The 19,337-nt window shown below is 62.6% G+C and carries 18 protein-coding genes; 10 read left to right on the top strand and 8 right to left on the bottom strand.

Features of this window, described 5'->3' with window-relative positions; translation table 11 throughout:
* Window positions 1-61: 61 nt before the first annotated feature.
* The 5 genes from ACF8FG_RS14585 to ACF8FG_RS14565 form a co-directional block, all read right to left on the bottom strand.
* A complete protein-coding gene (locus tag ACF8FG_RS14585) occupies window positions 62-1,117 on the bottom strand; it encodes an AbrB family transcriptional regulator (RefSeq protein WP_041167068.1) in 1,056 nt (351 codons plus the stop codon).
* Entirely contained in the window at window positions 1,110-2,624 is a 1,515-nt protein-coding gene (locus ACF8FG_RS14580; protein WP_119713329.1) for a tripartite tricarboxylate transporter permease, read from the bottom strand. Before ACF8FG_RS14580 ends, ACF8FG_RS14585 begins: the two co-directional genes overlap by 8 nt.
* Window position 2,625: 1 nt before the next feature.
* The gene (locus ACF8FG_RS14575; protein WP_014592223.1) at window positions 2,626-3,084 is read right to left on the bottom strand and encodes a tripartite tricarboxylate transporter TctB family protein; all 459 of its coding nucleotides are present in this window, start codon (window positions 3,082-3,084) and stop codon (window positions 2,626-2,628) included.
* A 198-nt stretch (window positions 3,085-3,282) separates the two neighbouring features.
* Entirely contained in the window at window positions 3,283-4,263 is a 981-nt protein-coding gene (locus ACF8FG_RS14570; protein ID WP_119713330.1) for a tripartite tricarboxylate transporter substrate binding protein, read from the bottom strand.
* 46 nt (window positions 4,264-4,309) lie between these two features.
* Window positions 4,310-5,599, bottom strand: a complete 1,290-nt coding sequence (locus tag ACF8FG_RS14565) for an OprD family porin (protein ID WP_014592222.1) — start codon at window positions 5,597-5,599, stop codon at window positions 4,310-4,312.
* Between the two features lie 200 nt (window positions 5,600-5,799).
* Between ACF8FG_RS14565 and ACF8FG_RS14560 the strand changes: the two genes are divergently transcribed.
* Window positions 5,800-6,471 carry a response regulator gene (locus ACF8FG_RS14560; RefSeq protein ID WP_010952527.1) on the top strand — a complete coding sequence of 224 codons (672 nt, stop codon included), beginning with the start codon at window positions 5,800-5,802 and terminating at the stop codon, window positions 6,469-6,471.
* Window positions 6,464-7,843 carry a sensor histidine kinase gene (locus ACF8FG_RS14555; protein WP_014592221.1) on the top strand — a complete coding sequence of 460 codons (1,380 nt, stop codon included), beginning with the start codon at window positions 6,464-6,466 and terminating at the stop codon, window positions 7,841-7,843. Before ACF8FG_RS14560 ends, ACF8FG_RS14555 begins: the two co-directional genes overlap by 8 nt.
* A gap of 66 nt (window positions 7,844-7,909) precedes the next feature.
* Here the strand turns inward: ACF8FG_RS14555 and ACF8FG_RS14550 are convergent, their stop codons facing one another.
* Together ACF8FG_RS14550 and ACF8FG_RS14545 are read right to left on the bottom strand one after the other, a co-directional pair.
* The gene (locus tag ACF8FG_RS14550; protein ID WP_026031798.1) at window positions 7,910-8,716 is read right to left on the bottom strand and encodes an HDOD domain-containing protein; all 807 of its coding nucleotides are present in this window, start codon (window positions 8,714-8,716) and stop codon (window positions 7,910-7,912) included.
* Window positions 8,717-8,771: 55 nt separating this feature from the next.
* Complete coding sequence (locus ACF8FG_RS14545) at window positions 8,772-9,713, bottom strand: folate-binding protein YgfZ (protein WP_019436555.1); 942 nt, start codon at window positions 9,711-9,713, stop codon at window positions 8,772-8,774.
* Window positions 9,714-9,846: 133 nt separating this feature from the next.
* Here ACF8FG_RS14545 and ACF8FG_RS14540 point away from each other — a divergent pair, with 133 nt between their 5' ends.
* Window positions 9,847-10,101, top strand: a complete 255-nt coding sequence (locus ACF8FG_RS14540; RefSeq protein ID WP_003252043.1) for a succinate dehydrogenase assembly factor 2 — start codon at window positions 9,847-9,849, stop codon at window positions 10,099-10,101.
* On the top strand, window positions 10,085-10,543 hold the full coding sequence (locus ACF8FG_RS14535) for a protein YgfX (protein WP_119713331.1): 459 nt from the start codon (window positions 10,085-10,087) through the stop codon (window positions 10,541-10,543). The genes ACF8FG_RS14540 and ACF8FG_RS14535 overlap by 17 nt, the downstream gene beginning before the upstream one ends.
* 118 nt (window positions 10,544-10,661) lie before the next feature.
* On the opposite strand, the gene nadB is transcribed toward ACF8FG_RS14535, so the two are convergent.
* On the bottom strand, window positions 10,662-12,266 hold the full coding sequence (nadB, locus tag ACF8FG_RS14530) for an L-aspartate oxidase (protein WP_019436554.1): 1,605 nt from the start codon (window positions 12,264-12,266) through the stop codon (window positions 10,662-10,664).
* Window positions 12,267-12,700: 434 nt separating this feature from the next.
* On the opposite strand from nadB, the gene rpoE reads away from it, so the two are divergent.
* From rpoE to lepB, 6 genes are all read left to right on the top strand, one after another.
* Complete coding sequence (rpoE, locus tag ACF8FG_RS14525; protein ID WP_003252049.1) at window positions 12,701-13,282, top strand: RNA polymerase sigma factor RpoE; 582 nt, start codon at window positions 12,701-12,703, stop codon at window positions 13,280-13,282.
* A gap of 33 nt (window positions 13,283-13,315) precedes the next feature.
* Complete coding sequence (locus ACF8FG_RS14520; protein WP_070384312.1) at window positions 13,316-13,906, top strand: sigma-E factor negative regulatory protein; 591 nt, start codon at window positions 13,316-13,318, stop codon at window positions 13,904-13,906.
* 12 nt (window positions 13,907-13,918) lie between these two features.
* A complete protein-coding gene (locus ACF8FG_RS14515; protein ID WP_014592215.1) occupies window positions 13,919-14,884 on the top strand; it encodes a MucB/RseB C-terminal domain-containing protein in 966 nt (321 codons plus the stop codon).
* A 206-nt stretch (window positions 14,885-15,090) separates the two neighbouring features.
* Window positions 15,091-16,494 (top strand): DegQ family serine endoprotease, encoded by a 1,404-nt coding sequence (locus tag ACF8FG_RS14510; protein WP_014592214.1) that lies wholly within the window; start codon window positions 15,091-15,093, stop codon window positions 16,492-16,494.
* A 180-nt stretch (window positions 16,495-16,674) separates the two neighbouring features.
* Complete coding sequence (gene lepA, locus ACF8FG_RS14505; RefSeq protein ID WP_010952535.1) at window positions 16,675-18,474, top strand: translation elongation factor 4; 1,800 nt, start codon at window positions 16,675-16,677, stop codon at window positions 18,472-18,474.
* 5 nt (window positions 18,475-18,479) lie between these two features.
* A complete protein-coding gene (gene lepB / locus ACF8FG_RS14500; RefSeq protein WP_003252057.1) occupies window positions 18,480-19,334 on the top strand; it encodes a signal peptidase I in 855 nt (284 codons plus the stop codon).
* Window positions 19,335-19,337 lie beyond the last annotated feature (3 nt).

The following is a 19,337-nucleotide window of genomic DNA, read 5'->3' as shown; positions in this document are numbered from 1 at the left end:
GTTTGCTGGCGATCAGGGCAGCAATCCGACTCTATTCACCCGGGCATTGGGCAAGTGGTAACTATCTATCTTCAGGGTACTTGCAGCTCGAATGCCTGTTGTCCCACAACCGGAAGAGCGGTTCTGCCAGAAACAACACCAGGATCAGGCGCATCACCTGCAGCGCCGTCACCAGCGGCACTGACAATTGCAACGTTTCGGCCGTGAGGCTCATTTCGGCGATCCCGCCAGGCATCATCCCCAGTGTCAGCGAACGCAAGTCCAGTGCAGTCATCATGCTCAGCACCCACGCGGCACTGGCGGCAATCGCCATGCACAACGCCGTGGCCATCAAGGTGCGCCCCAGGAACGACGGTGCGCGGCGGAAGAACGCGCGGTTGAAGTGGCAGGCAAGGCCGCTGCCGATGAGCCACTGGCCGATCTGGCTGGCGCCATTGGGCAGGGCGATCTGCAGGTTGCCGGCCAGGCTGACCGTAGCCGCTACCAGCAATGGCCCGAACAGCCAGGGGTTGGGCTGGCGCAAGCGCTGCCAGAGCAAGGCAACGGCAACGCCCAAGGGCGCAATCAATGCCAGCCAGCCCCAGCTCACGCTACCGGTGTGGTTCAGTGGTACCCCGTCACCCAGCAGAAACTTGAACAGCGCCGGCACGCACAGCACCACTGCCAGCACACGCAAGCTCTGTGCTGCCGCCACCTGGCTGAGCACCGCGCCATTGCGCGCCCCAAGGTTGACCATCTCTCCCGAACCGCCAGGCATGCTGGCGAAGAACGCGGTGGCGCGGTCTTCGCCGGTTCGCCGCAGCAGCCATACGCTGATCACGCTGGACAGGGTGGTGAACAACGCACCGAAGAAGATCAGCGCGAAATGGCTGGCCACCTGCTCGATCACCGCGGGGGTGAAGTGCAGGCCAATACCGATGCCGATGATCCACTGCCCGCACTTGCGGCCGTTGGGGATTTCCGACAGCTGCCAACGCGTCAGGCAGCGCACCAGGATGATCGCCAGCAATGAGCCGACCATCCATGGCAAAGGCCAGCCGACCTTGCTGGCGGCAAAACCGCCAGCAATGCCGACCAGCCCGGTCGCGACAAACAATGGCAACGACCGATCAGGCATCGGCCAGGGCCCGGCGTTGCAGGCTGCGTTTGCGCCAGATGCGCAGCAGCGGCAGGGCGAGCATCAGCACTACCAGCGCCCAGACGCCCATGCTGATCGGGCTGGACCAGAGGATGCCCAGTTCACCGTTGGAGATCGACAGCGCCCGACGCAGGTTCTGCTCCATCAGCCCGCCGAGGATAAAGCCCAGCAGAATCGGCGATAGAGGGAAGTCCAGCTTGCGCAGGATGTAGCCCATGATGCCGATGCCGACCATGAGGAACAGGTCGAAGGTAGTGGCATGCACGGCGTAAACGCCGATCGCGGTGATGATGGCGATCACCGGCACCAGCGCCCAGTTTGGCACGGCGAGGATGCGGGTGAAGATGCGGATCATCGGGATGTTGAGGATCACCAGCATGATGTTGGCGACGAACAGCGAGGCGATCAGGCCCCAGACGATATCTGGCTGCTGTTCGAACAGCAGTGGGCCAGGGGTGATGTTGTACAGGGTCAGGGCGCCGATCATCACGGCCGTGGTGCCAGAGCCCGGTACGCCCAGGGTCAGCATCGGGACCAGGGCGCCACAGCAGGACGCACCAATGGCAGTTTCCGGCGCTGCCAGGCCGCGGGCATCGCCTTTGCCGAACTTGCCGCTTTCCCCGGCCATGCGTTTCTCGGTCATGTAGGCCACGGCGCTGGCCAGCGTTGCGCCGGCGCCGGGTAGAACACCCATGATGAAACCGAGCAGGCCGCAACGGATGTTGACCAGGAACACCGAGGCCGCTTCCTTGAAGTTGAACAGCATGCGGCCGGTAGCCTTGACCGCTTGGTGGCCATGGTGGGTCTTTTCCAGCAGCAGGAGGATTTCGCTGACGGAGAACAGGCCCAGCACGAGCACCACGAACTGAATACCGTCGGCCAGGTGCACGCTGTCACCGGTGAAGCGGTAAACGCCGCTGTTGGCGTCGATGCCGACCGCCGACAGGAACAAGCCGATGAGTGCTGCAATGAAGGTTTTCAGTGGTTTGTCACCGGCCATGCCACCCAGCGCGACGATGGCGAACACCATCAGCACAAAGTACTCCGCCGGGCCGAAGGCGATGGCCCATTTCGCCAGCAGTGGGGCGAACAACACCATGCCGCAGGTGGCGATCAAGGCACCGATGAACGAGCTCCAGGCCGACAGCGACAGGGCAACACCGGCCAGGCCCTGGCGGGCCATCGGGTAACCATCGAGGGTGGTCATGACGGTCGAGGCTTCGCCCGGGATGTTCAGCAGGATCGAGCTGATACGCCCGCCATATTCGCAGCCCAGGTACACCGCGGCCAGCAGGATCAGCGCCGATTCCGGCGGCAGGCCGAGGGCAAAGGCGATGGGGATCAGCAGGGCCACGCCGTTGATCGGGCCCAGGCCCGGCAGCAAGCCGACCACGGTGCCGATCAAGGTGCCGGAGAGGGCGGTGACCAGGTTGTAGGGGGACAGGGCAATGCCGAAGCCCTGGCCCAGGTAGCTCAAGGTATCCATGTCAGTTCTCCAGTACGCTCAGCAGGCCAAGGGGCAGGGGCACGTCCATCACACGGTCGAACAGCCAGTAGAGGAAAATGCTCATGCCGGCCACCACAATGGCGCTTTGCAGCCAGCGGCCACCGTACAGCCGAGCCATGGGCAGGCCGACCAGGATGGCGCTGAGGATGAAGCCGAGCGCTTCGAAAGTGGCGGCGAAGATGATCAGCAGGCCGACACAGGCGGTGATCTTGATCAGGGTCTCGCGGTCCAGTTCCGGTTCGTCATCCTTGCGCACGATGGGCGTTGGGCGGAACACCAGGTACAGCAGGCCCAGCCCCATCAGGCCGAGCACCAGCAGCGGGTAAGCGCGCGGGCCCACCGGTTCATAGGAGAATGCAGCCTGATAGGGCCAGGCCATCACGGCCAGGGCGGCACACACCGCCAGCAGGGCCAGGGCGAAAATGCGTTGAAGGATCATTGGGGAATCCTCGTTGGGATTGCTCAAGTGAGATGCAAATCCTGTGGGAGCGGCCTTGTGTCGCGATCGGGCGCGAAGCGGCCGCTAAATCTGCCGATGCGATCTGTCCAAAGCATCGTATCGGCTGTGCCAGGGGCCGCTTCGCGCCCGATCGCGACACAAGGCCGCTCCCACAGGGGGGGAGTGAGTCCGACAGGCTTACTGGATCAGGCCGAATTCCTTGGCCAGCGCCTTGTAGTCAGCCACTTGCTTCTTCACATAGCCGTCCAGCTCTTCGCCGGTCATGGCGAACGGGAACAGCTCGCGCTGGTCTCGCAGCTTGGCGAAGTCCTCGGAGGCCAGCATCTTGTCGAACGAGGCCTTCCACCAGGCGTAGTCCTCGTCGTTCACTTTTGGCCCCAGGTAGAAACCGCGCACCACCGGCCAGACGATGTCGTAGCCCTGCTCCTTGGCAGTAGGGATGTCTTTCATTTCCGGCTCGTCCAGGCGGTTTTCAGAGAACACCGCGAGGATGCGCATGTTGCCGCTCTGGATGTGCGGCATGGAGTCGGAAATGTCGGTAGAGCCGACCTGGATATGGCCGCCCAGCAATGCCGTGGCGATTTCGCCGCCGCCCTCCAGGGCCACGTAGCGCAGGTCGCGCGGGTTTATGCCTGCGGCCTTGGCGATCAACGCGGTCTGCATCCAGTCCTGGCTGCCGACGGTACCGCCGGAACCGATCACGACCTTGCTCGGGTCTTTCTTCAGCGCTGCGACCAGGTCATCAAGAGTCTTGTAGGGCGAGTCGCTCTTCACTGCGATGGCACCGTAGCTGGTGCCGACGGCAGCCAGCCATTTCACCGCGTTTTCGTCGAAACGGCCGAATTTGCCCTGGGCCAGGTTAAGCAGTGAGCCGCTGGACCAGGCCACCAGCGTGCCGGCGTCTGCCGGGCGCTGGGCGACCACGGCGTTGTATGCGACCGCGCCGACACCGCCGGGCATGTAGGTGACGCGCATCGGCTTGCTGAGGATCTTTTCTTGTACCAGTGCGCTTTGCACCAGCTTGCAGGTCAGGTCGAAGCCACCGCCAGGGGAGGCGGGGGCGATGCATTCGGGGCGTTTCGGTTCTGCAGCGAGGGCGTTGCCGGCCAACAGCAGGCAGCCGGTAGCGAGGACGAGGCGGCGCAGTGAAAAGGTCATCGTCGATCTCCGTGAGTGTTGTTGTTATCGGATTACCGCTATGGGGTTACCACAGCGCCACGCTGTAGCTGACCAACAGCCTCACTTCATCCGCGTCACGGGCGAAGTTGGAGCGGAAGGTGGCGTTGCGCAGACGCACGGCGACGTTCTTCAACGGGCCGCTTTGTACCACGTACTTCAGTTCGGTGTTGCGTTCCCACTCTTTGCCTTCGCCACCGGCAGCACGGCTGACGTTGTCACCGCTGATGTAACGGGTCATGAAGGTCAGGCCCGGTACGCCGAGCGCGGCGAAGTTGTAGTCGTAGCGCGCCTGCCAGGAGCGTTCGTCGGCCCCGGCGAAGTCATTGATCTGGACGAAGTTGACCAGGTACGGGTCGGCGCCATCCACATACGGGAAGGCACTTTCGCCGGACAACTGCTGCCAGGCGGCGCTGACCTTGTGCCCGCCCAGGGCATAGCTGAGCATGCCGTTCACGGTGGTGTTGTCGATGTTGCCGGCCTTGGCTGCACCGGCGTCGTCGCTCATGGCAAGGCGCAGGTCGGCACCCAGGGTGCCCGGGCCCCATGGCTGTGTGGCGACCATGCCGATGAAGTGCTGGCGGTAAATATCGTCGAGCTGGGCGAAGTGGTAGCTGCCGGTGATGCGATCGGTGAACTGGTAGTCGAGCCCGCCCAGCGCCAGATTGTCAGCGCTGAAACTGCCACCGAAGCGGCCGTTCTTGTTGTTCAGCGCCAGGTCTTCCCAGTTGGTGTCGTTGCGGTCCTTGGCTTTGTCTATGCGGCCACCAGTGAAGGTCAGGCCCTTGATCTCCTTGGAGGTGAGCAGGCCGCCCTCGAAGGTTTGCGGCAGGATACGCCCGTCGTTGGGTTGCAGGGTTGGCAGTTCGGGGATCAGGGTGCCGATCTTGAGTTCAGTCTGGGAGATCTTCACCTTGCCGGTCAGGCCCAGCTTGGAGTATTCGTCAGCAGCCTTGCCGTCATCGTGGGTCGGCAGCAGGCCGCTGTCGGTACGGTCGGGGCTGGAGTCGAGCTTGATGCCGAGCATGCCCAATGCATCCAGGCCAAAGCCTACGGTGCCATCGGTGTAGCCAGACTCGAAATTGAGGATGAAGCCCTGGGCCCATTCATCGCGCTTGGATTGCTGCGCGCTGGTGCCGTCGCGGAAGTCGCGGTTGAAGTACATGTTGCGGGTTTCGAAGGTGGTCGTGCTGTCTTCGAAGAAGGCGGCCTGGCTCATCGGGGCGACACCGGCAAGCGCGAGGGCGCTGGCGATGGCCGAGGGGCGTGCGGTAAAGGAACGGGTAGGCGCGAACGCCTGCGGCTGCAATGACAGCATCGTCGATGACTCCGTTTATTGTTCTTATTCGTTGCACCTTGCTGGTGCTTTTTTCGGCGCGAAGGGCGACCGTGGTGCGATGCTAGGCAACGAACCTTTCGCTAACCTTTCAGCGTGAAAGGTTTGTCACGAGGGGCTTCACAGGCGTGGTGACAGCGGTACACTCCGCGCCACCGTCCCACCCGAGCAGGGAGAATCCGATGCGTGTGCTACTGGTCGAAGACCACCTGCAACTGGCCGAAAGCGTGGCCCTGGCCTTGAAAAGCCATGGCCTGACCGTGGATGTGCTGCATGACGGCGTGGCTGCCGACCTGGCGCTGGCCAGTGAGGAATACGCCGTGGCCGTGCTGGATGTCGGCCTGCCGCGCATGGACGGCTTTGAGGTACTGGCGCGCTTGCGAGGTCGCGGCAAGACCTTGCCGGTGCTAATGCTGACTGCGCGCAGTGACGTCAAGGACCGGGTCCATGGCCTGAACCTGGGCGCTGACGATTATCTGGCCAAGCCGTTTGAGCTGACCGAGCTGGAGGCGCGGGTCAAGGCCTTGCTGCGCCGCAGTGTGCTCGGTGGCGAGCGCCAGCAACGCTGTGGGCCGCTGGTGTATGACCTGGACACCCGGCGCTTCACCCTCGGTGACGACAACCTGACGCTGACCTCGCGCGAGCAGAGCGTGCTGGAAGCGCTGATCGCTCGCCCGGGCCGGGTGATGAGCAAGGAGCAGCTGGCTGCCCAGGTGTTTGGCCTGGACGAAGAGGCCAGCCCTGACGCCATCGAAATCTACATTCACCGGCTGCGCAAGAAGCTCGACGGGCACCCTGTGGCCATCGTCACCTTCCGCGGTCTGGGTTATTTGCTTGAGCACCGCGATGCGTGACAACGGCAGCCTGCGCGGGCGCTTGCTGGGTAATTTGGCGCTGTTGCTGGTGGTGCTGATGCTGGCCAGCGGCCTTAGCGCCTACTGGAATGGCCGCGAGGCCGCCGACACCGCCTACGACCGCACCCTGCTGGCTTCGGCGAGAACCATCGCCGCGGGCCTGTCGCAGCGCGATGGTTCGTTGAGCGCGGATGTGCCTTACGTGGCGCTGGACACGTTCGCCTATGACAGTGCGGGGCGCATTTACTATCAGGTGCTGGATATCAAGCAAAGGCTGATTTCTGGCTACGAGAACCTGCCGCCACCGCCGCCTGGCACGCCACGCACCGATGACTATCCGGCACTGGCACGGTTCTACAACGCCACTTACCTGGGCCAGGACGTTCGTGTGGTCAGCCTGCTGAAGCCGGTCAGCGAGCCGAACATGAACGGTATGGCAGAAATTCGCGTAGCCGAAACCGAGGAAGCGCGGGTGCGCATGGCCCGAGGGTTGATGGCCGATACCCTGCTGCGCCTGGGCATGCTGGCACTGGGGGCGTTGGTGATGGTGTGGTTTGCCGTGAGTGCCGCGTTGCGCCCGTTGGAGCGCCTGCGCACAGCGGTGGAGGAACGTCAGCCGGACGACTTGCGAGCGTTGCCGGTGGTACAGGTACAGCGCGAGCTGGGCCCGCTGGTGCGCGCCTTGAACCACTTTACCGAGCGCTTGCGCGGCCAGTTCGAGCGCCAGGCGCAGTTCATTGCCGACGCGGCCCACGAACTGCGAACGCCGCTGGCGGCGTTGAAGGCACGTGTCGAGCTGGGCTTGCGCTCGGCCGAGCCGCAGGAGTGGCGGCAGACCTTGGAGTCTGCCGCCCAGGGCACCGACAGGCTGACCCACCTGGCCAACCAGCTGTTGTCGCTGGCACGGGTCGAGAATGGTGCACGGGCGATTGCCGAAGGCGGTGCGCAGCGTCTGGACTTGAGCCAGCTGGCCCGCGAGCTGGGCATGGCCATGGCGCCTTTGGCGCACAAGCGCGGGGTGGCGTTGGCGCTGGAGGCCGAGGCGCCGGTGTGGCTGAAGGGGGAGCCGACATTGCTCAACGAGTTGTTGAGCAACCTGGTGGACAATGCCTTGGCGCATACGCCAGCGGGTGGCAATGTGATTTTGCGGGTAATGGCGCCGGCAGTGCTGGAAGTGGAAGACGACGGGCCAGGTATTCCCGAGGCCGAGCGCGAACGGGTGTTCGAGCGGTTCTACCGGCGAAGTGCGCAGGGCAGTGGGTTAGGGCTGGCGATCGTTGGCGAGATCTGTCGGGCGCACCTGGCGCAGGTGAGCCTGCATGATGGCGAGAAGGGCGGGTTGCGGGTGCGGGTGAGTTTTATTGCGGATTGAGGGTTTGCCTGGGTCGGCCGCTTTCGCGGGCTCACCTGCGAAAGGGCCCTGGCAGGCTGTTACAGCTCAGCGCAACATGCTCCGCGCCTCTAGCAGTTCATCGACCTCCAGCTCGGTGCCAAACGGCAGCCCCAGATGGCGGTAAGCCGGCAGCGCAGCCAAGGGGCGGTGGCGCCCGCGCTGACTGATGCAGCGGGCGATCTGCACGATGTCGATGTAATCGATCTTGTCAGTCTGGCGGTCCAGGTCATGAACCTGGCTCGGCAGGTTGACCAACTGCTCCGGAAACTCCCAGGCCTTGAGGATCTTGTCCCCCAGCACCGGCTGGAGTTGCTCGATCACGTAATGCAGGCAAACCGGGTCGGACAACAGTTCGTTGTGCTCTTCGGCATAGATGAGTACCGGCAGCGCGCCAATCTGGTTGACCAGCCCACCCAAGGTGGCCTGGTCAGGCTTGAGAGGTGTAAAGCGGCGGCAGATTTCGTAGCTGATGCCCGCCACTTCCAGGCTACTGGCCCAGATATCGCGCAGTTTCTGCTCGACGGCCGACGAGCGGGCATGAAAAATCTGCTCGATCACCAGGCCGATGGCCAGGTTGCAGCTGTAGTTGATGCCTAGCCGCGTGATGGCGGTATGCAGGTCGGTCACTTCGACCGCAGCACGCAGCAGTGGGCTGTTGACGACTTTGATCAGGCGCGCTGACAGGGCCGCGTCGCGGCCAATCACCTTGCTCAGGGCCGCTACGCTGATCTCGCTGTCTTCCGCTGCTTCACGGATGCTCAAGGCAACCTCGGGCAGGGTTGGCAGGACCAGGTCATCCTTTTCGATGGCGTCAAGCAATTGTGCTTGAACCAACTCGGCCAGCTTGTTCATGGGCATGTCTACCGCAGTGGTGGTGCGGCCCCGCCACAGGGGTGGGGCAGGCTGGTCAGCGCTGGATTTCCCGGTCGCGGTCCAGTTCGTAAGGCAGGGTCAGCACCTGCAGGCGCGGGCCTTCGAGGCTGCCCAGGTGCAGGTTGCCGTCTTCCACTGCCTCGGCGCTGAGCACCGCGAGCAGTTCGCAGCCCGTGCCGTTGCCGGCAGCAATGACCACTTCACCGACCGACGACCCATGGGTGGGTGAGAAAATCTCGGCGCCCGGGGCCGGAATGGCCTGCTGGTCCAGGGCCAGGCGGTACTGGCGGCGCTTGAGTTTGCCCAGGTACTGCATGCGGGCGACGATTTCCTGGCCGGTGTAGCAGCCTTTCTTGAAGCTGACGCCGTCGACGGCCTGCAGGTTGATCATCTGCGGGATGAACAGTTCACGGGTCGGGCCCATGACCTGGCCGATACCTGCGCGAATCTGGCCCAGCAGCCAGTCGTTTAGCGTGCCTTCGGGCAGCGCTGCGGCAAGGGCCTGGCGTACAGGCTCGGCGTCAGCCGCCGGCACCCACAGCTCAACCCGGCCGGCGGACACGGCGATCGCGATCAGCCCGTCATGGCGCACGGTGCTACCGGCGGCTGCGGGCACGAAAAGCCCCAGCGCCTGCAGTGCAGCGTCGCCACCTTGCAGGCCGAAGCGTGCCCATGCGGTGCTTTCGTCGGTCAGCGTGGCCTTGGAGAACACGGCGTATTTTTTCAGGTCGGCCAGTTGCGCGTCGAGCAGTTCACTGGCCATGGCCAGCAAGTAGCCGTTGCCTTCGGGCACTATGCGGAAGCTCGACTGCATGCGCCCCTTGACCATGCAGCGGGCGCCGAGGCTGGCGTGTTCCTGGCTGAGGTAGTTGATGTTGCAGGTCAGCTGGCCTTGCAGGAACTTGCCTGCATCGGAGCCGCGGACGGCGAGGATGCCCTCGTGGGACAGGGGGCAGAAGAAAGCGGAATCGGCCATGGGTCATCGCGGTGGCTAAAGACTGGCGGCCATCATAGAACGCCGGTAACAAAATAGGTAGGTGACTAGACCAACGCCCGGTGTCGCTTCGCGCGCCTGGCTGTATACTGGCGGCCCATTCGAGGAGGGCCCCATGGTCGAACAAACTGAACTCAACCGGCTTTTCTGGCACAGCCGCCGCGGCATGCTGGAACTGGACGTACTGCTGGTGCCTTTCACCCAGGAAGTCTACCCCACCCTCAATGAGACCGACCGTGAACTGTACGTGCGTCTCTTGAGCTGCGAGGATCAGGACATGTTCGGCTGGTTCATGGAGCGCACCGAGTCCGAAGACCCGGAACTGCAGCGCATGGTCCGCATCATTCTGGACCGTGTCCAGCCCAAGTGAGTGCTTCGAGTGCCGCTGGCAAGGCTCGCGCCTGCTGCTGGTGGCCTACCTGGCTTGTCAGGTACTGGCGTGGCTTGCCGTGTGGGCGAGCCCGCTGCCCGGGTGGCTGACCTTTTCGGTTGTCGCCGCCTGCACGGCCCACGCTGGCTGGGCCATTCCCCGACGTATCCTGTTGACCCATGAGCATGCTGTTGTCGGCCTGCGCCGTGATGTGCGGGGCTGGCAGGTATTCAGCCGTGCCTATGGGTGGCAGTCAGTGCGCTTGTGCCGGGACAGCGTGGCTTTGCCTGGGCTGGTGGTGTTGCGCTTTGAGCGGGCGGGGCGGTGGTTGGGGCAGAGCCAGTGCCTACCGCGGGATGCGCTGGGGCCGGATGAGCATCGGCGATTGCGCGTGCGATTGAAGTTCAGCCGGCGGCGCTGGGCTGCGGTGAGCCGGGCATAGATCAGGATCGGGTCAGTTTCTTCTTGGGCTCGCCCGCACCCACAGGTACTGCGCAATGCTGCACGGCAGTTAACCCCCTGTGGGAGCGGGCGAGCACGCGAAGGCCGCGACGCCCTTTTCAGAGCGGGCTGAGGATGGTGTCCTTGGCCTCGTCCAGCATCCCTGGATAGTCCAGTGTGTAATGCAACCCTCGGCTTTCCTTGCGCTGCATGGCGGACAGGATCATCAGTTCGGCCACTTGCGCCAGGTTGCGCAGCTCGATCAGGTCACGGCTGACCTTGTAGTTGCTGTAGAACTCGTCGATTTCATCCAGCAGCAGGCGAATGCGGTGCTGGGCCCGCTGCAGGCGCTTGCTGGTGCGCACGATGCCGACGTAGTCCCACATGAAGCGCCGCAGTTCGTCCCAGTTGTGCGCAATGATCACGTCCTCGTCCGAGTCGGTCACCTGGCTGGCGTCCCAGCCGGGCAAGGCTTTGGGCATGGCCACTTGCCCCAGGTGCGCCTGGATGTCGGCAGCGGCGGCGCGTCCGTACACAAAACATTCCAGCAGCGAGTTGCTGGCCATGCGGTTGGCGCCGTGCAGGCCGGTGAAACTGGTTTCGCCGATGGCATACAGGCCAGGTACGTCGGTGTGGCCGCAGTCGTCGACCATCACCCCGCCGCAGGTGTAATGCGCCGCTGGTACCACCGGGATCGGCTGGCGGGTGATATCGATGCCAAAGGCCAGGCAGCGCTCGTACACGGTGGGGAAGTGGCTCTTGATGAAATCTGCGGGCTTGTGAGTGATGTCCAGGTATACGCAGTCCACGCCCAGGCGCTTCATCTCGTGGTCGATGGCGCGGGCCACGATGTCCCGTGGGGCCAGCTCTTCGCGTGGGTCGAAGCGTGGCATGAAGCGTTCGCCGTTGGGCAGGCGCAGCAGGGCGCCCTCGCCGCGCAGGGCTTCGGTGATCAGGAAACTCTTGGCCTGCGGGTGATACAGGCAGGTGGGGTGGAACTGGTTGAATTCCAGGTTCGCCACCCGGCAACCGGCCCGCCAGGCCATGGCGATACCGTCGCCGCAGGCACCATCAGGGTTGCTGGTATAGAGGTAAACCTTGGCCGCACCGCCAGTGGCCAGCACGGTGAAGCGCGCGCCGAAGGTGTCTACCTCGCCGGTGTTGCGGTCGAGCACGTAGGCGCCCAGGCAGCGTTCGCCGGGCAGGCCCAGGCGGCGTTCAGTGATCAGGTCGACCGCCACCCGCTGCTCCAGCAGCTGGATGTTCGGGCGCTGGCGAGCCTGTTCCAGCAGCGTGGTGAAGATTGCCGCGCCGGTAGCGTCGGCGGCGTGGATGATGCGCCGGTGGCTGTGGCCCCCTTCACGGGTGAGGTGGAACTCGAAGCCGCCATCGTCGACGCTGTAGTGCTCATCGCGGGTGAAGGGCACGCCTTGCTCGATCAGCCACTGGATCGCTTCGCGGCTGTGCTCGACGGTAAAGCGCACTGCGTCTTCATGGCACAGCCCGCCGCCGGCATTGAGGGTGTCCTCGACATGCGACTGCACAGTATCGGTGTTGTCCAGCACTGCAGCGACGCCGCCCTGGGCCCAGAAGGTCGAGCCGTTGGCCAGGTCGCCCTTGCTCAGCACGGCAACGCGGAGGTGGCTGGGAAGGTTAAGTGCCAGGCTGAGACCGGCGGCACCGCTGCCGATCACCAGGACATCATGTTGGAATTGTTGGCTCATGTCGGGACACTAGTAATCTTTGGGAGGGGCACGGCACAATGGTCACGCGCGGATGGCATTGTGAAACTATCGTTAAACGTGTCGGGATGTCTTTATAGCAGCCCCGGGTGGCCCATTTCCATGCTACCTGCCAGGTTGCGACAACCTTTGTGGGAACTTTCCGACATGGCCGGAAATCCTATGAAGGCTGCCCGTACGCCACAATTTGCCGCGGCGACGCAGGGCGGCAGGCCTTTCCAGGCTTACCCCTGTGTATTTGAAACCTGATTATCGACGTAGCCGGCCGTGACCGCGCCGCGTCTTCCGTGCAAGCCGACCAAGGGCTGCAGGAAACTTGCTTGGAGGGGAGAACTTTTGCGCAAAGCCCGAGTCTATGGTTGCAAGCCTGAACGATGGCTGATGCAACGCTCCTTCGAGTTCACTGAGGAGTGTTCATGCTAACCCAGGAAGAGGATCAGCAGCTTGTCGAGCGCGTTCAGCGCGGCGACAGGCGAGCTTTCGATCTGTTGGTGCTGAAGTATCAGCACAAGATTCTCGGGTTGATCGTGCGGTTTGTCCACGATACCCACGAGGCCCAGGATGTAGCACAGGAAGCCTTCATCAAGGCCTACCGTGCGCTTGGCAACTTCCGCGGCGACAGTGCGTTTTATACGTGGCTGTACCGCATCGCCATCAACACGGCGAAGAACTACCTGGTGTCCCGTGGAAGACGGCCGCCAGACAGTGATGTGAGCTCCGAGGATGCGGAGTTTTACGACGGCGATCATGGCCTCAAGGATCTCGAGTCCCCAGAGCGCTCGTTGTTGCGGGATGAAATCGAAGGCACTGTCCATCGCACCATCCAGCAACTGCCCGAAGACCTGCGTACTGCATTGACGCTACGCGAGTTCGACGGGCTGAGTTACGAAGACATTGCCAGTGTCATGCAATGTCCGGTGGGTACCGTGCGCTCTCGAATCTTCCGCGCTCGGGAGGCCATAGATAAAGCCCTGCAGCCGTTGTTGCAGGAAACCTGAGACAGCGGCGACAGCGCCAAGAGAGGAACCGCCATGAGTCGTGAAGCTTTGCAGGAATCGCTGTCCGCGGTGATGGATAACGAAGCGGATGAACTGGAACTGCGTCGGGTGTTGAACGCCGTCGACGACGCCGAAACCCGTGCCACCTGGTCGCGTTACCAGGTTGCCCGTGCAGCCATGCACAAGGAGCTGCTGCTGCCTAACCTGGATATCGCCTCTGCGGTGTCCGCGGCGCTGGCCGACGAAGCCGTGCCAGCCAAGGTCAGGAAAGGCCCTTGGCGCAGCATTGGCCGTCTGGCGGTAGCCGCCTCGGTTACTGTCGCGGTACTGGCCGGTGTGCGTATGTACAACCAGGACGAGATCACGGGTGCAGAGCTTGCTGCCCAGCAGCCTGTCCAGCAGGGCCTGAGTGTGCCACAAGCGCAAGGCCCGGCCGTTTTGGCAGGCTATAGTGAAAGCAGTGAGCAACCGACCGGGCCAATGGCCAATGGCGTGCTGCAGAACCAGGCCGGCTGGGATCAGCGTCTGCCAGGCTACCTGCGTCAGCATGCCCAGGAATCTGCGCTCAAGGGCACTGAAACCGCCTTGCCGTATGCCCGCGCCGCCAGCCTGGAAAACCGTTAAGTAAGGAGGATCATGCGCGCGCTACCTCTCTTGTCGCTGCTGATTGGCAGCTGCATGACGGTGCCAGCATTGGCGGCCAATTCTTCGCCTGAGGCGAGTGAGTGGCTGAACAAGCTGGCACAGGCCGAGCAAAAACAGAGCTATCAAGGGTCGTTCGTCTACGAACGCAACGGCAGTTTCTCCTCCCACGACATCTGGCACAGGGTCGACGACGGCAAAGTCAGCGAGCGGCTATTGCAGCTTGATGGCGCCGCCCAGGAAATCGTGCGCGTGGATGGCAAGGTGGAGTGTGTCAGCGGGGCCTTGGCCAGCGGTGTCACGGCGCCGCCGGATACTGCACCGCGTGTGCTTGATCCGCTGAAACTGATGGGTTGGTACAATTTGAGTGTGGCAGGCAAGTCACGGGTCGCCGGGCGCGATGCCGTGATCATTACGCTCACGCCACGCGACCAGCATCGCTATGCATTCGAATTGCATCTGGACCGTCACTCGGGTTTGCCGCTGCGTTCGTTGATGCTCAACGACAAGGGGCAGTTGCTGGAACGCTTCCAGATGACCCGTCTCGATACCGATGAAATACCCAGCGATGCAGACTTGCGCCCAGGTGCCGCCTGCAAGCCAGTGCAGCATGTGGCAGCCGGCAGCAATGATACCGTCGCGGGTTGGCGTTCGGACTGGCTGCCACCCGGTTTCGAGCTGGTCAACAGCTCGGTACGCCGTGATCCCAAGCGCAACAGTTCGGTCAGCAGCCTGATGTATGACGACGGCCTGGCGCGTTTTTCGGTGTTCATCGAGCAAGTGAGCGATGATGGCGGCACCGACATGCGCACCCAGCTAGGCCCGACCTCGGCAGTCTCGCGTCGCCTGAATACACCCAAGGGCAAAGTGATGGTGACCGTAGTTGGCGAAGTTCCGCTGGGTACGGCAGAACGCGTCGCCCTGTCGATGCGCCCCCAGGATGCCCAGGCGCGCCAGTAATGGCGCGCTTTTGCGTGCAGAGCCAAGGCAGGTGGGCATACGCCTGAAATGAAATTAAAGCATTGTCATTTGCAATCCATCGGCAAATTTTCTATAGGTCAGGCTTTGAAGAGCCTGGCCTTTTCTGCGTTGTGCAGGGGTCTTTCCAAACTACCGCTCGTTGTGACGGGAGTCGTATGTCAATACCACGCTTGAAATCCTACCTAATGATGTTCGCCGCTGTGCTGATGCTCGGCCAAGTACTCACCGCCCAGGCCGAGGAAGCCCTGCCGGACTTCACCACCCTGGTGGAGCAGGCTTCGCCGGCGGTGGTCAACATCAGTACCAAGCAGAAACTGCCTGACCGCCGGATCGCCGCAAACCAGATGCCGGATCTGGAAGGCCTGCCGCCGATGTTCCGCGAGTTCTTCGAGCGCAACATGCCCCAGCAGCCGCGTTCGCCGCGCGGCGACCGCCAGCGCGAGGCGCAGTCGCTGGGCTCGGGCTTCATCATTTCCAGTGATGGCTACGTGCTCACCAATAACCATGTAGTGGCCGATGCCGACGAGATCATCGTCCGCCTGTCGGACCGCAGCGAGCTGCAGGCCAAGCTGGTCGGTACTGACCCGCGCACTGACGTGGCGCTGCTGAAAGTCGAGGGCAAGAACCTGCCGACGGTGAAGCTGGGTGACTCCGAGAAGCTCAAGGTGGGCGAGTGGGTGCTGGCCATCGGTTCGCCGTTCGGCTTCGACCATTCGGTGACCAAAGGTATCGTCAGCGCCAAGGGCCGGACCCTGCCCAATGACACCTACGTACCGTTCATCCAGACCGACGTGGCCATCAACCCGGGTAACTCCGGCGGCCCGCTGTTCAACATGAAAGGCGAAGTGGTGGGGATCAACTCGCAGATCTTCACCCGTTCTGGCGGTTTCATGGGCCTGTCGTTCGCCATCCCGATCGATGTGGCGATCGATGTCTCCAACCAGCTGAAGAAAGACGGCAAGGTCAGCCGCGGCTGGCTGGGCGTGGTGATTCAGGAGGTCAACAAGGACCTGGCTGAATCGTTCGGTCTGGACAAGCCGGCGGGCGCCCTGGTGGCCCAGGTGCTGGAAAACGGTCCGGCAGCCAAAGGCGGCCTGCAGGTGGGCGACGTGATCCTCAGCATGAACGGCCAGCCAATCGTCATGTCGGCCGATCTGCCGCACCTGGTAGGCGGCCTCAAGGATGGCGAGAAGGCCAAGCTGGAAATCATTCGCAATGGCAAGCGCCAGAACCTGGACATCAGCGTCGGCGCGCTGCCGGATGACGACGTTGACATTGGCGCTGGCACCGAAGGCAGCGCCGAGCGCAGCAGCAACCGCCTGGGTGTATCGGTCGCCGACCTGACCGCCGAGCAGAAAAAATCCCTGGAGCTCAAAGGTGGTGTGGTCATCAAGGAAGTGCAGGATGGTCCGGCAGCCATGATCGGCTTGCGCCCGGGTGATGTCATCAGCCATCTGAACAACCAGGCCATCGGTTCGGCCAAGGAATTCACCGAAATCGCCAAGGAACTGCCGAAGAACCGTTCCGTGTCGATGCGCGTACTGCGTCAGGGCCGTGCCAGCTTCATCACCTTCAAGCTTGCTGAATAAGCGGTTTCGCAAGGCGAAAGGGCAGCTTCGGCTGCCCTTTTTCATGAATATTCACAATTGCGGGAATGATTGCTGTGTACAGTCGGACAGAGGAATCTCCCATAACCCAGCAGCTTAAGGTACAATTCCCGGCTATTTTTCGGCGGGCGTCCGGCTCGCAGCCTTTTCGAGTGTTGACCCGTGAGTGATTTGAGTCATATCCGCAATTTCTCCATCATCGCCCACATCGACCATGGCAAGTCGACGCTGGCTGACCGTTTCATCCAGATGTGCGGTGGCCTGTCGGCGCGCGAGATGGAAGCCCAGGTGCTCGATTCCATGGACCTGGAGCGTGAGCGCGGTATCACCATCAAGGCCCACAGCGTCACGCTTCACTACAAGGCGCAGGACGGCAAGACCTACCAGCTGAACTTCATCGACACGCCCGGCCACGTCGACTTCACCTACGAAGTCTCGCGCTCGCTGGCGGCCTGTGAGGGGGCACTGCTGGTGGTTGACGCCGGCCAGGGCGTGGAGGCCCAGTCCGTAGCCAACTGCTACACCGCCATCGAGCAGGGCCTGGAGGTCATGCCGGTCCTGAACAAGATGGACCTGCCCCAGGCCGACCCGGACCGCGTCAAGGACGAGATCGAGAAGATCATCGGTATCGATGCCACCGACGCCGTGGCCTGCAGCGCCAAGAGCGGTATGGGCGTTGACGAGGTGCTCGAGCGCCTGGTGCACACCATCCCCGCGCCAGAAGGTGAGATCGATGCACCGCTGCAAGCGCTGATCATCGACTCCTGGTTCGACAATTACCTGGGTGTGGTCTCGCTGGTGCGCGTGCGCCAGGGCCGCGTCAAGAAAGGCGACAAGATCCTGGTCAAGTCCACCGGCAAGGTGCACCTGGTCGACAGCGTCGGTGTCTTCACCCCGAAACACACCCAGACTGCTGATCTGAAAGCCGGCGAAGTAGGCTTCATCATCGCCAGCATCAAGGACATCCACGGTGCCCCGGTTGGCGACACCCTGACCCTGTCCTCGACCCCTGAAGTCGAGGTGTTGCCAGGCTTCAAGAAGATCCAGCCGCAGGTCTATGCCGGCCTGTTCCCGGTCAGTTCCGACGACTTCGAGGATTTCCGCGACGCTCTGCAGAAGCTGACCCTGAACGACTCCTCGCTGCAGTACATGCCGGAAAGCTCCGACGCGCTGGGCTTTGGCTTCCGTTGCGGTTTCCTGGGCATGTTGCACATGGAGATCATCCAGGAGCGCCTGGAGCGCGAATACGACCTGGACCTGATCACCACCGCACCCAGCGTGATCTACGAGCTGGAGTTGAAAACTGGCGAAACCATTGTTGTCGACAACCCGTCCAAGCTGCCGGACGTCTCGGCTGTAGCCGACTTCCGCGAGCCGATCGTCACCGCGACCATCCTGGTTCCGCAGGAGCACCTGGGCAACGTCATCACCCTGTGCATCGAGAAGCGTGGCGTACAGCGCGACATGCAGTTCCTCGGCAGCCAGGTGCAGGTGCGTTACGACATGCCGATGAACGAAGTGGTGCTCGATTTCTTCGACCGCCTCAAATCCACCAGCCGCGGCTATGCTTCGCTGGATTATCATTTCGATCGCTACCAGTCGGCCAACCTGGTCAAGCTGGACGTGCTGATCAACGGCGACAAGGTCGATGCCCTGGCATTGATCGTGCACCGCGACAACGCGGCCTACAAAGGCCGTGCGTTGACCGAGAAGATGAAGGAACTGATCCCTCGGCAGATGTTCGACGTAGCGATCCAGGCAGCCATTGGCGGCCAGATCATTGCGCGGACAACCGTCAAGGCGCTCAGAAAGAACGTACTGGCCAAGTGCTACGGCGGTGACGTCAGCCGTAAGAAGAAGCTGCTGGAGAAGCAGAAGGCCGGTAAGAAACGCATGAAACAGGTGGGCAATGTGGAAATTCCACAAGAAGCCTTCCTCGCCGTGCTCAGGTTGGATAGCTAGGTCCTATGTCGCTAAATTTCCCGCTGTTGCTGGTCATCGCCGTCTTCATCTGCGGTCTGCTGGGCTTGATCGACCTGCTGTTCCTGGCCCCGCGCCGGCGTGCGGCAATCGCCAACTATCAGGGCAGCGTCAGCCAGCCTGAGATGGCGGTGGTCGAACGGCTGAACAAGGAGCCGTTGCTGGTCGAGTACGGCAAGTCGTTCTTCCCGGTGCTGTTCATCGTGCTGGTGCTGCGTTCGTTCCTGGTCGAGCCGTTCCAGATTCCTTCGGGATCGATGAAACCGACCCTGGAAGTGGGCGACTTCATCCTGGTGAACAAATTCTCGTACGGCATTCGCCTGCCGGTGATCGACAAGAAGGTCATCGAGGTCGGTGACCCGCAACGCGGGGATGTGATGGTGTTCCGTTACCCGAGCGACCCGAATGTCAACTACATCAAGCGTGTGGTTGGCCTGCCGGGCGACGTGGTCCGCTACACCAACGACAAGCGGCTGTTCGTCAACGGCCAGCCCGTTGCCGAACAACTGGTGGGCAGCGAGCCGGGTACCCTGGGCAGTGCTCAGCTGTACAAGGAAAAGCTCGGCGCGGCCGAACACCTGATCCGCAAGGAAATGAGCCGTTATCGCATGCCGCCGGACCAGCAGTGGACCGTACCTGCGGGCCATTACTTCATGATGGGCGACAACCGCGACAACTCCAACGATAGCCGTTTCTGGGATGACCCGAACATTCCCAAGGAACTGCACGGCATGGTTCCGGACCGGAACATTGTCGGCAAGGCCTTCGCGGTGTGGATGAGCTGGCCAGAGCCCAAACTCAGCCACTTGCCCAACCTGTCGCGGGTTGGCCTGATCCATTGATAC

Origin of the sequence: Pseudomonas sp. YQ_6 (assembly GCF_043103245.1) — a bacterium.
Taxonomy (GTDB): Bacteria; Pseudomonadota; Gammaproteobacteria; order Pseudomonadales; family Pseudomonadaceae; genus Aquipseudomonas; species Aquipseudomonas alloputida.
This window is presented reverse-complemented; position numbering and strand designations above follow the sequence as displayed.

Excerpts from the sequence above, each read along its gene's own strand:
- ACF8FG_RS14585 (WP_041167068.1), bottom strand. The coding sequence starts at position 1,117 with ATGCCTGATCGGTCGTTGCCATTGTTTGTCGCGACCGGGCTGGTCGGC.
- ACF8FG_RS14580 (WP_119713329.1), bottom strand. The coding sequence starts at position 2,624 with ATGGATACCTTGAGCTACCTGGGCCAGGGCTTCGGCATTGCCCTGTCC.
- ACF8FG_RS14575 (WP_014592223.1), bottom strand. The coding sequence starts at position 3,084 with ATGATCCTTCAACGCATTTTCGCCCTGGCCCTGCTGGCGGTGTGTGCC.
- ACF8FG_RS14570 (WP_119713330.1), bottom strand. The coding sequence starts at position 4,263 with ATGACCTTTTCACTGCGCCGCCTCGTCCTCGCTACCGGCTGCCTGCTG.
- ACF8FG_RS14565 (WP_014592222.1), bottom strand. The coding sequence starts at position 5,599 with ATGCTGTCATTGCAGCCGCAGGCGTTCGCGCCTACCCGTTCCTTTACC.
- ACF8FG_RS14560 (WP_010952527.1), top strand. The coding sequence starts at position 5,800 with ATGCGTGTGCTACTGGTCGAAGACCACCTGCAACTGGCCGAAAGCGTG.
- ACF8FG_RS14555 (WP_014592221.1), top strand. The coding sequence starts at position 6,464 with ATGCGTGACAACGGCAGCCTGCGCGGGCGCTTGCTGGGTAATTTGGCG.
- ACF8FG_RS14550 (WP_026031798.1), bottom strand. The coding sequence starts at position 8,716 with ATGAACAAGCTGGCCGAGTTGGTTCAAGCACAATTGCTTGACGCCATC.
- ACF8FG_RS14545 (WP_019436555.1), bottom strand. The coding sequence starts at position 9,713 with ATGGCCGATTCCGCTTTCTTCTGCCCCCTGTCCCACGAGGGCATCCTC.
- ACF8FG_RS14540 (WP_003252043.1), top strand. The coding sequence starts at position 9,847 with ATGGTCGAACAAACTGAACTCAACCGGCTTTTCTGGCACAGCCGCCGC.
- nadB (WP_019436554.1), bottom strand. The coding sequence starts at position 12,266 with ATGAGCCAACAATTCCAACATGATGTCCTGGTGATCGGCAGCGGTGCC.
- rpoE (WP_003252049.1), top strand. The coding sequence starts at position 12,701 with ATGCTAACCCAGGAAGAGGATCAGCAGCTTGTCGAGCGCGTTCAGCGC.
- ACF8FG_RS14520 (WP_070384312.1), top strand. The coding sequence starts at position 13,316 with ATGAGTCGTGAAGCTTTGCAGGAATCGCTGTCCGCGGTGATGGATAAC.
- ACF8FG_RS14515 (WP_014592215.1), top strand. The coding sequence starts at position 13,919 with ATGCGCGCGCTACCTCTCTTGTCGCTGCTGATTGGCAGCTGCATGACG.
- ACF8FG_RS14510 (WP_014592214.1), top strand. The coding sequence starts at position 15,091 with ATGATGTTCGCCGCTGTGCTGATGCTCGGCCAAGTACTCACCGCCCAG.
- lepB (WP_003252057.1), top strand. The coding sequence starts at position 18,480 with ATGTCGCTAAATTTCCCGCTGTTGCTGGTCATCGCCGTCTTCATCTGC.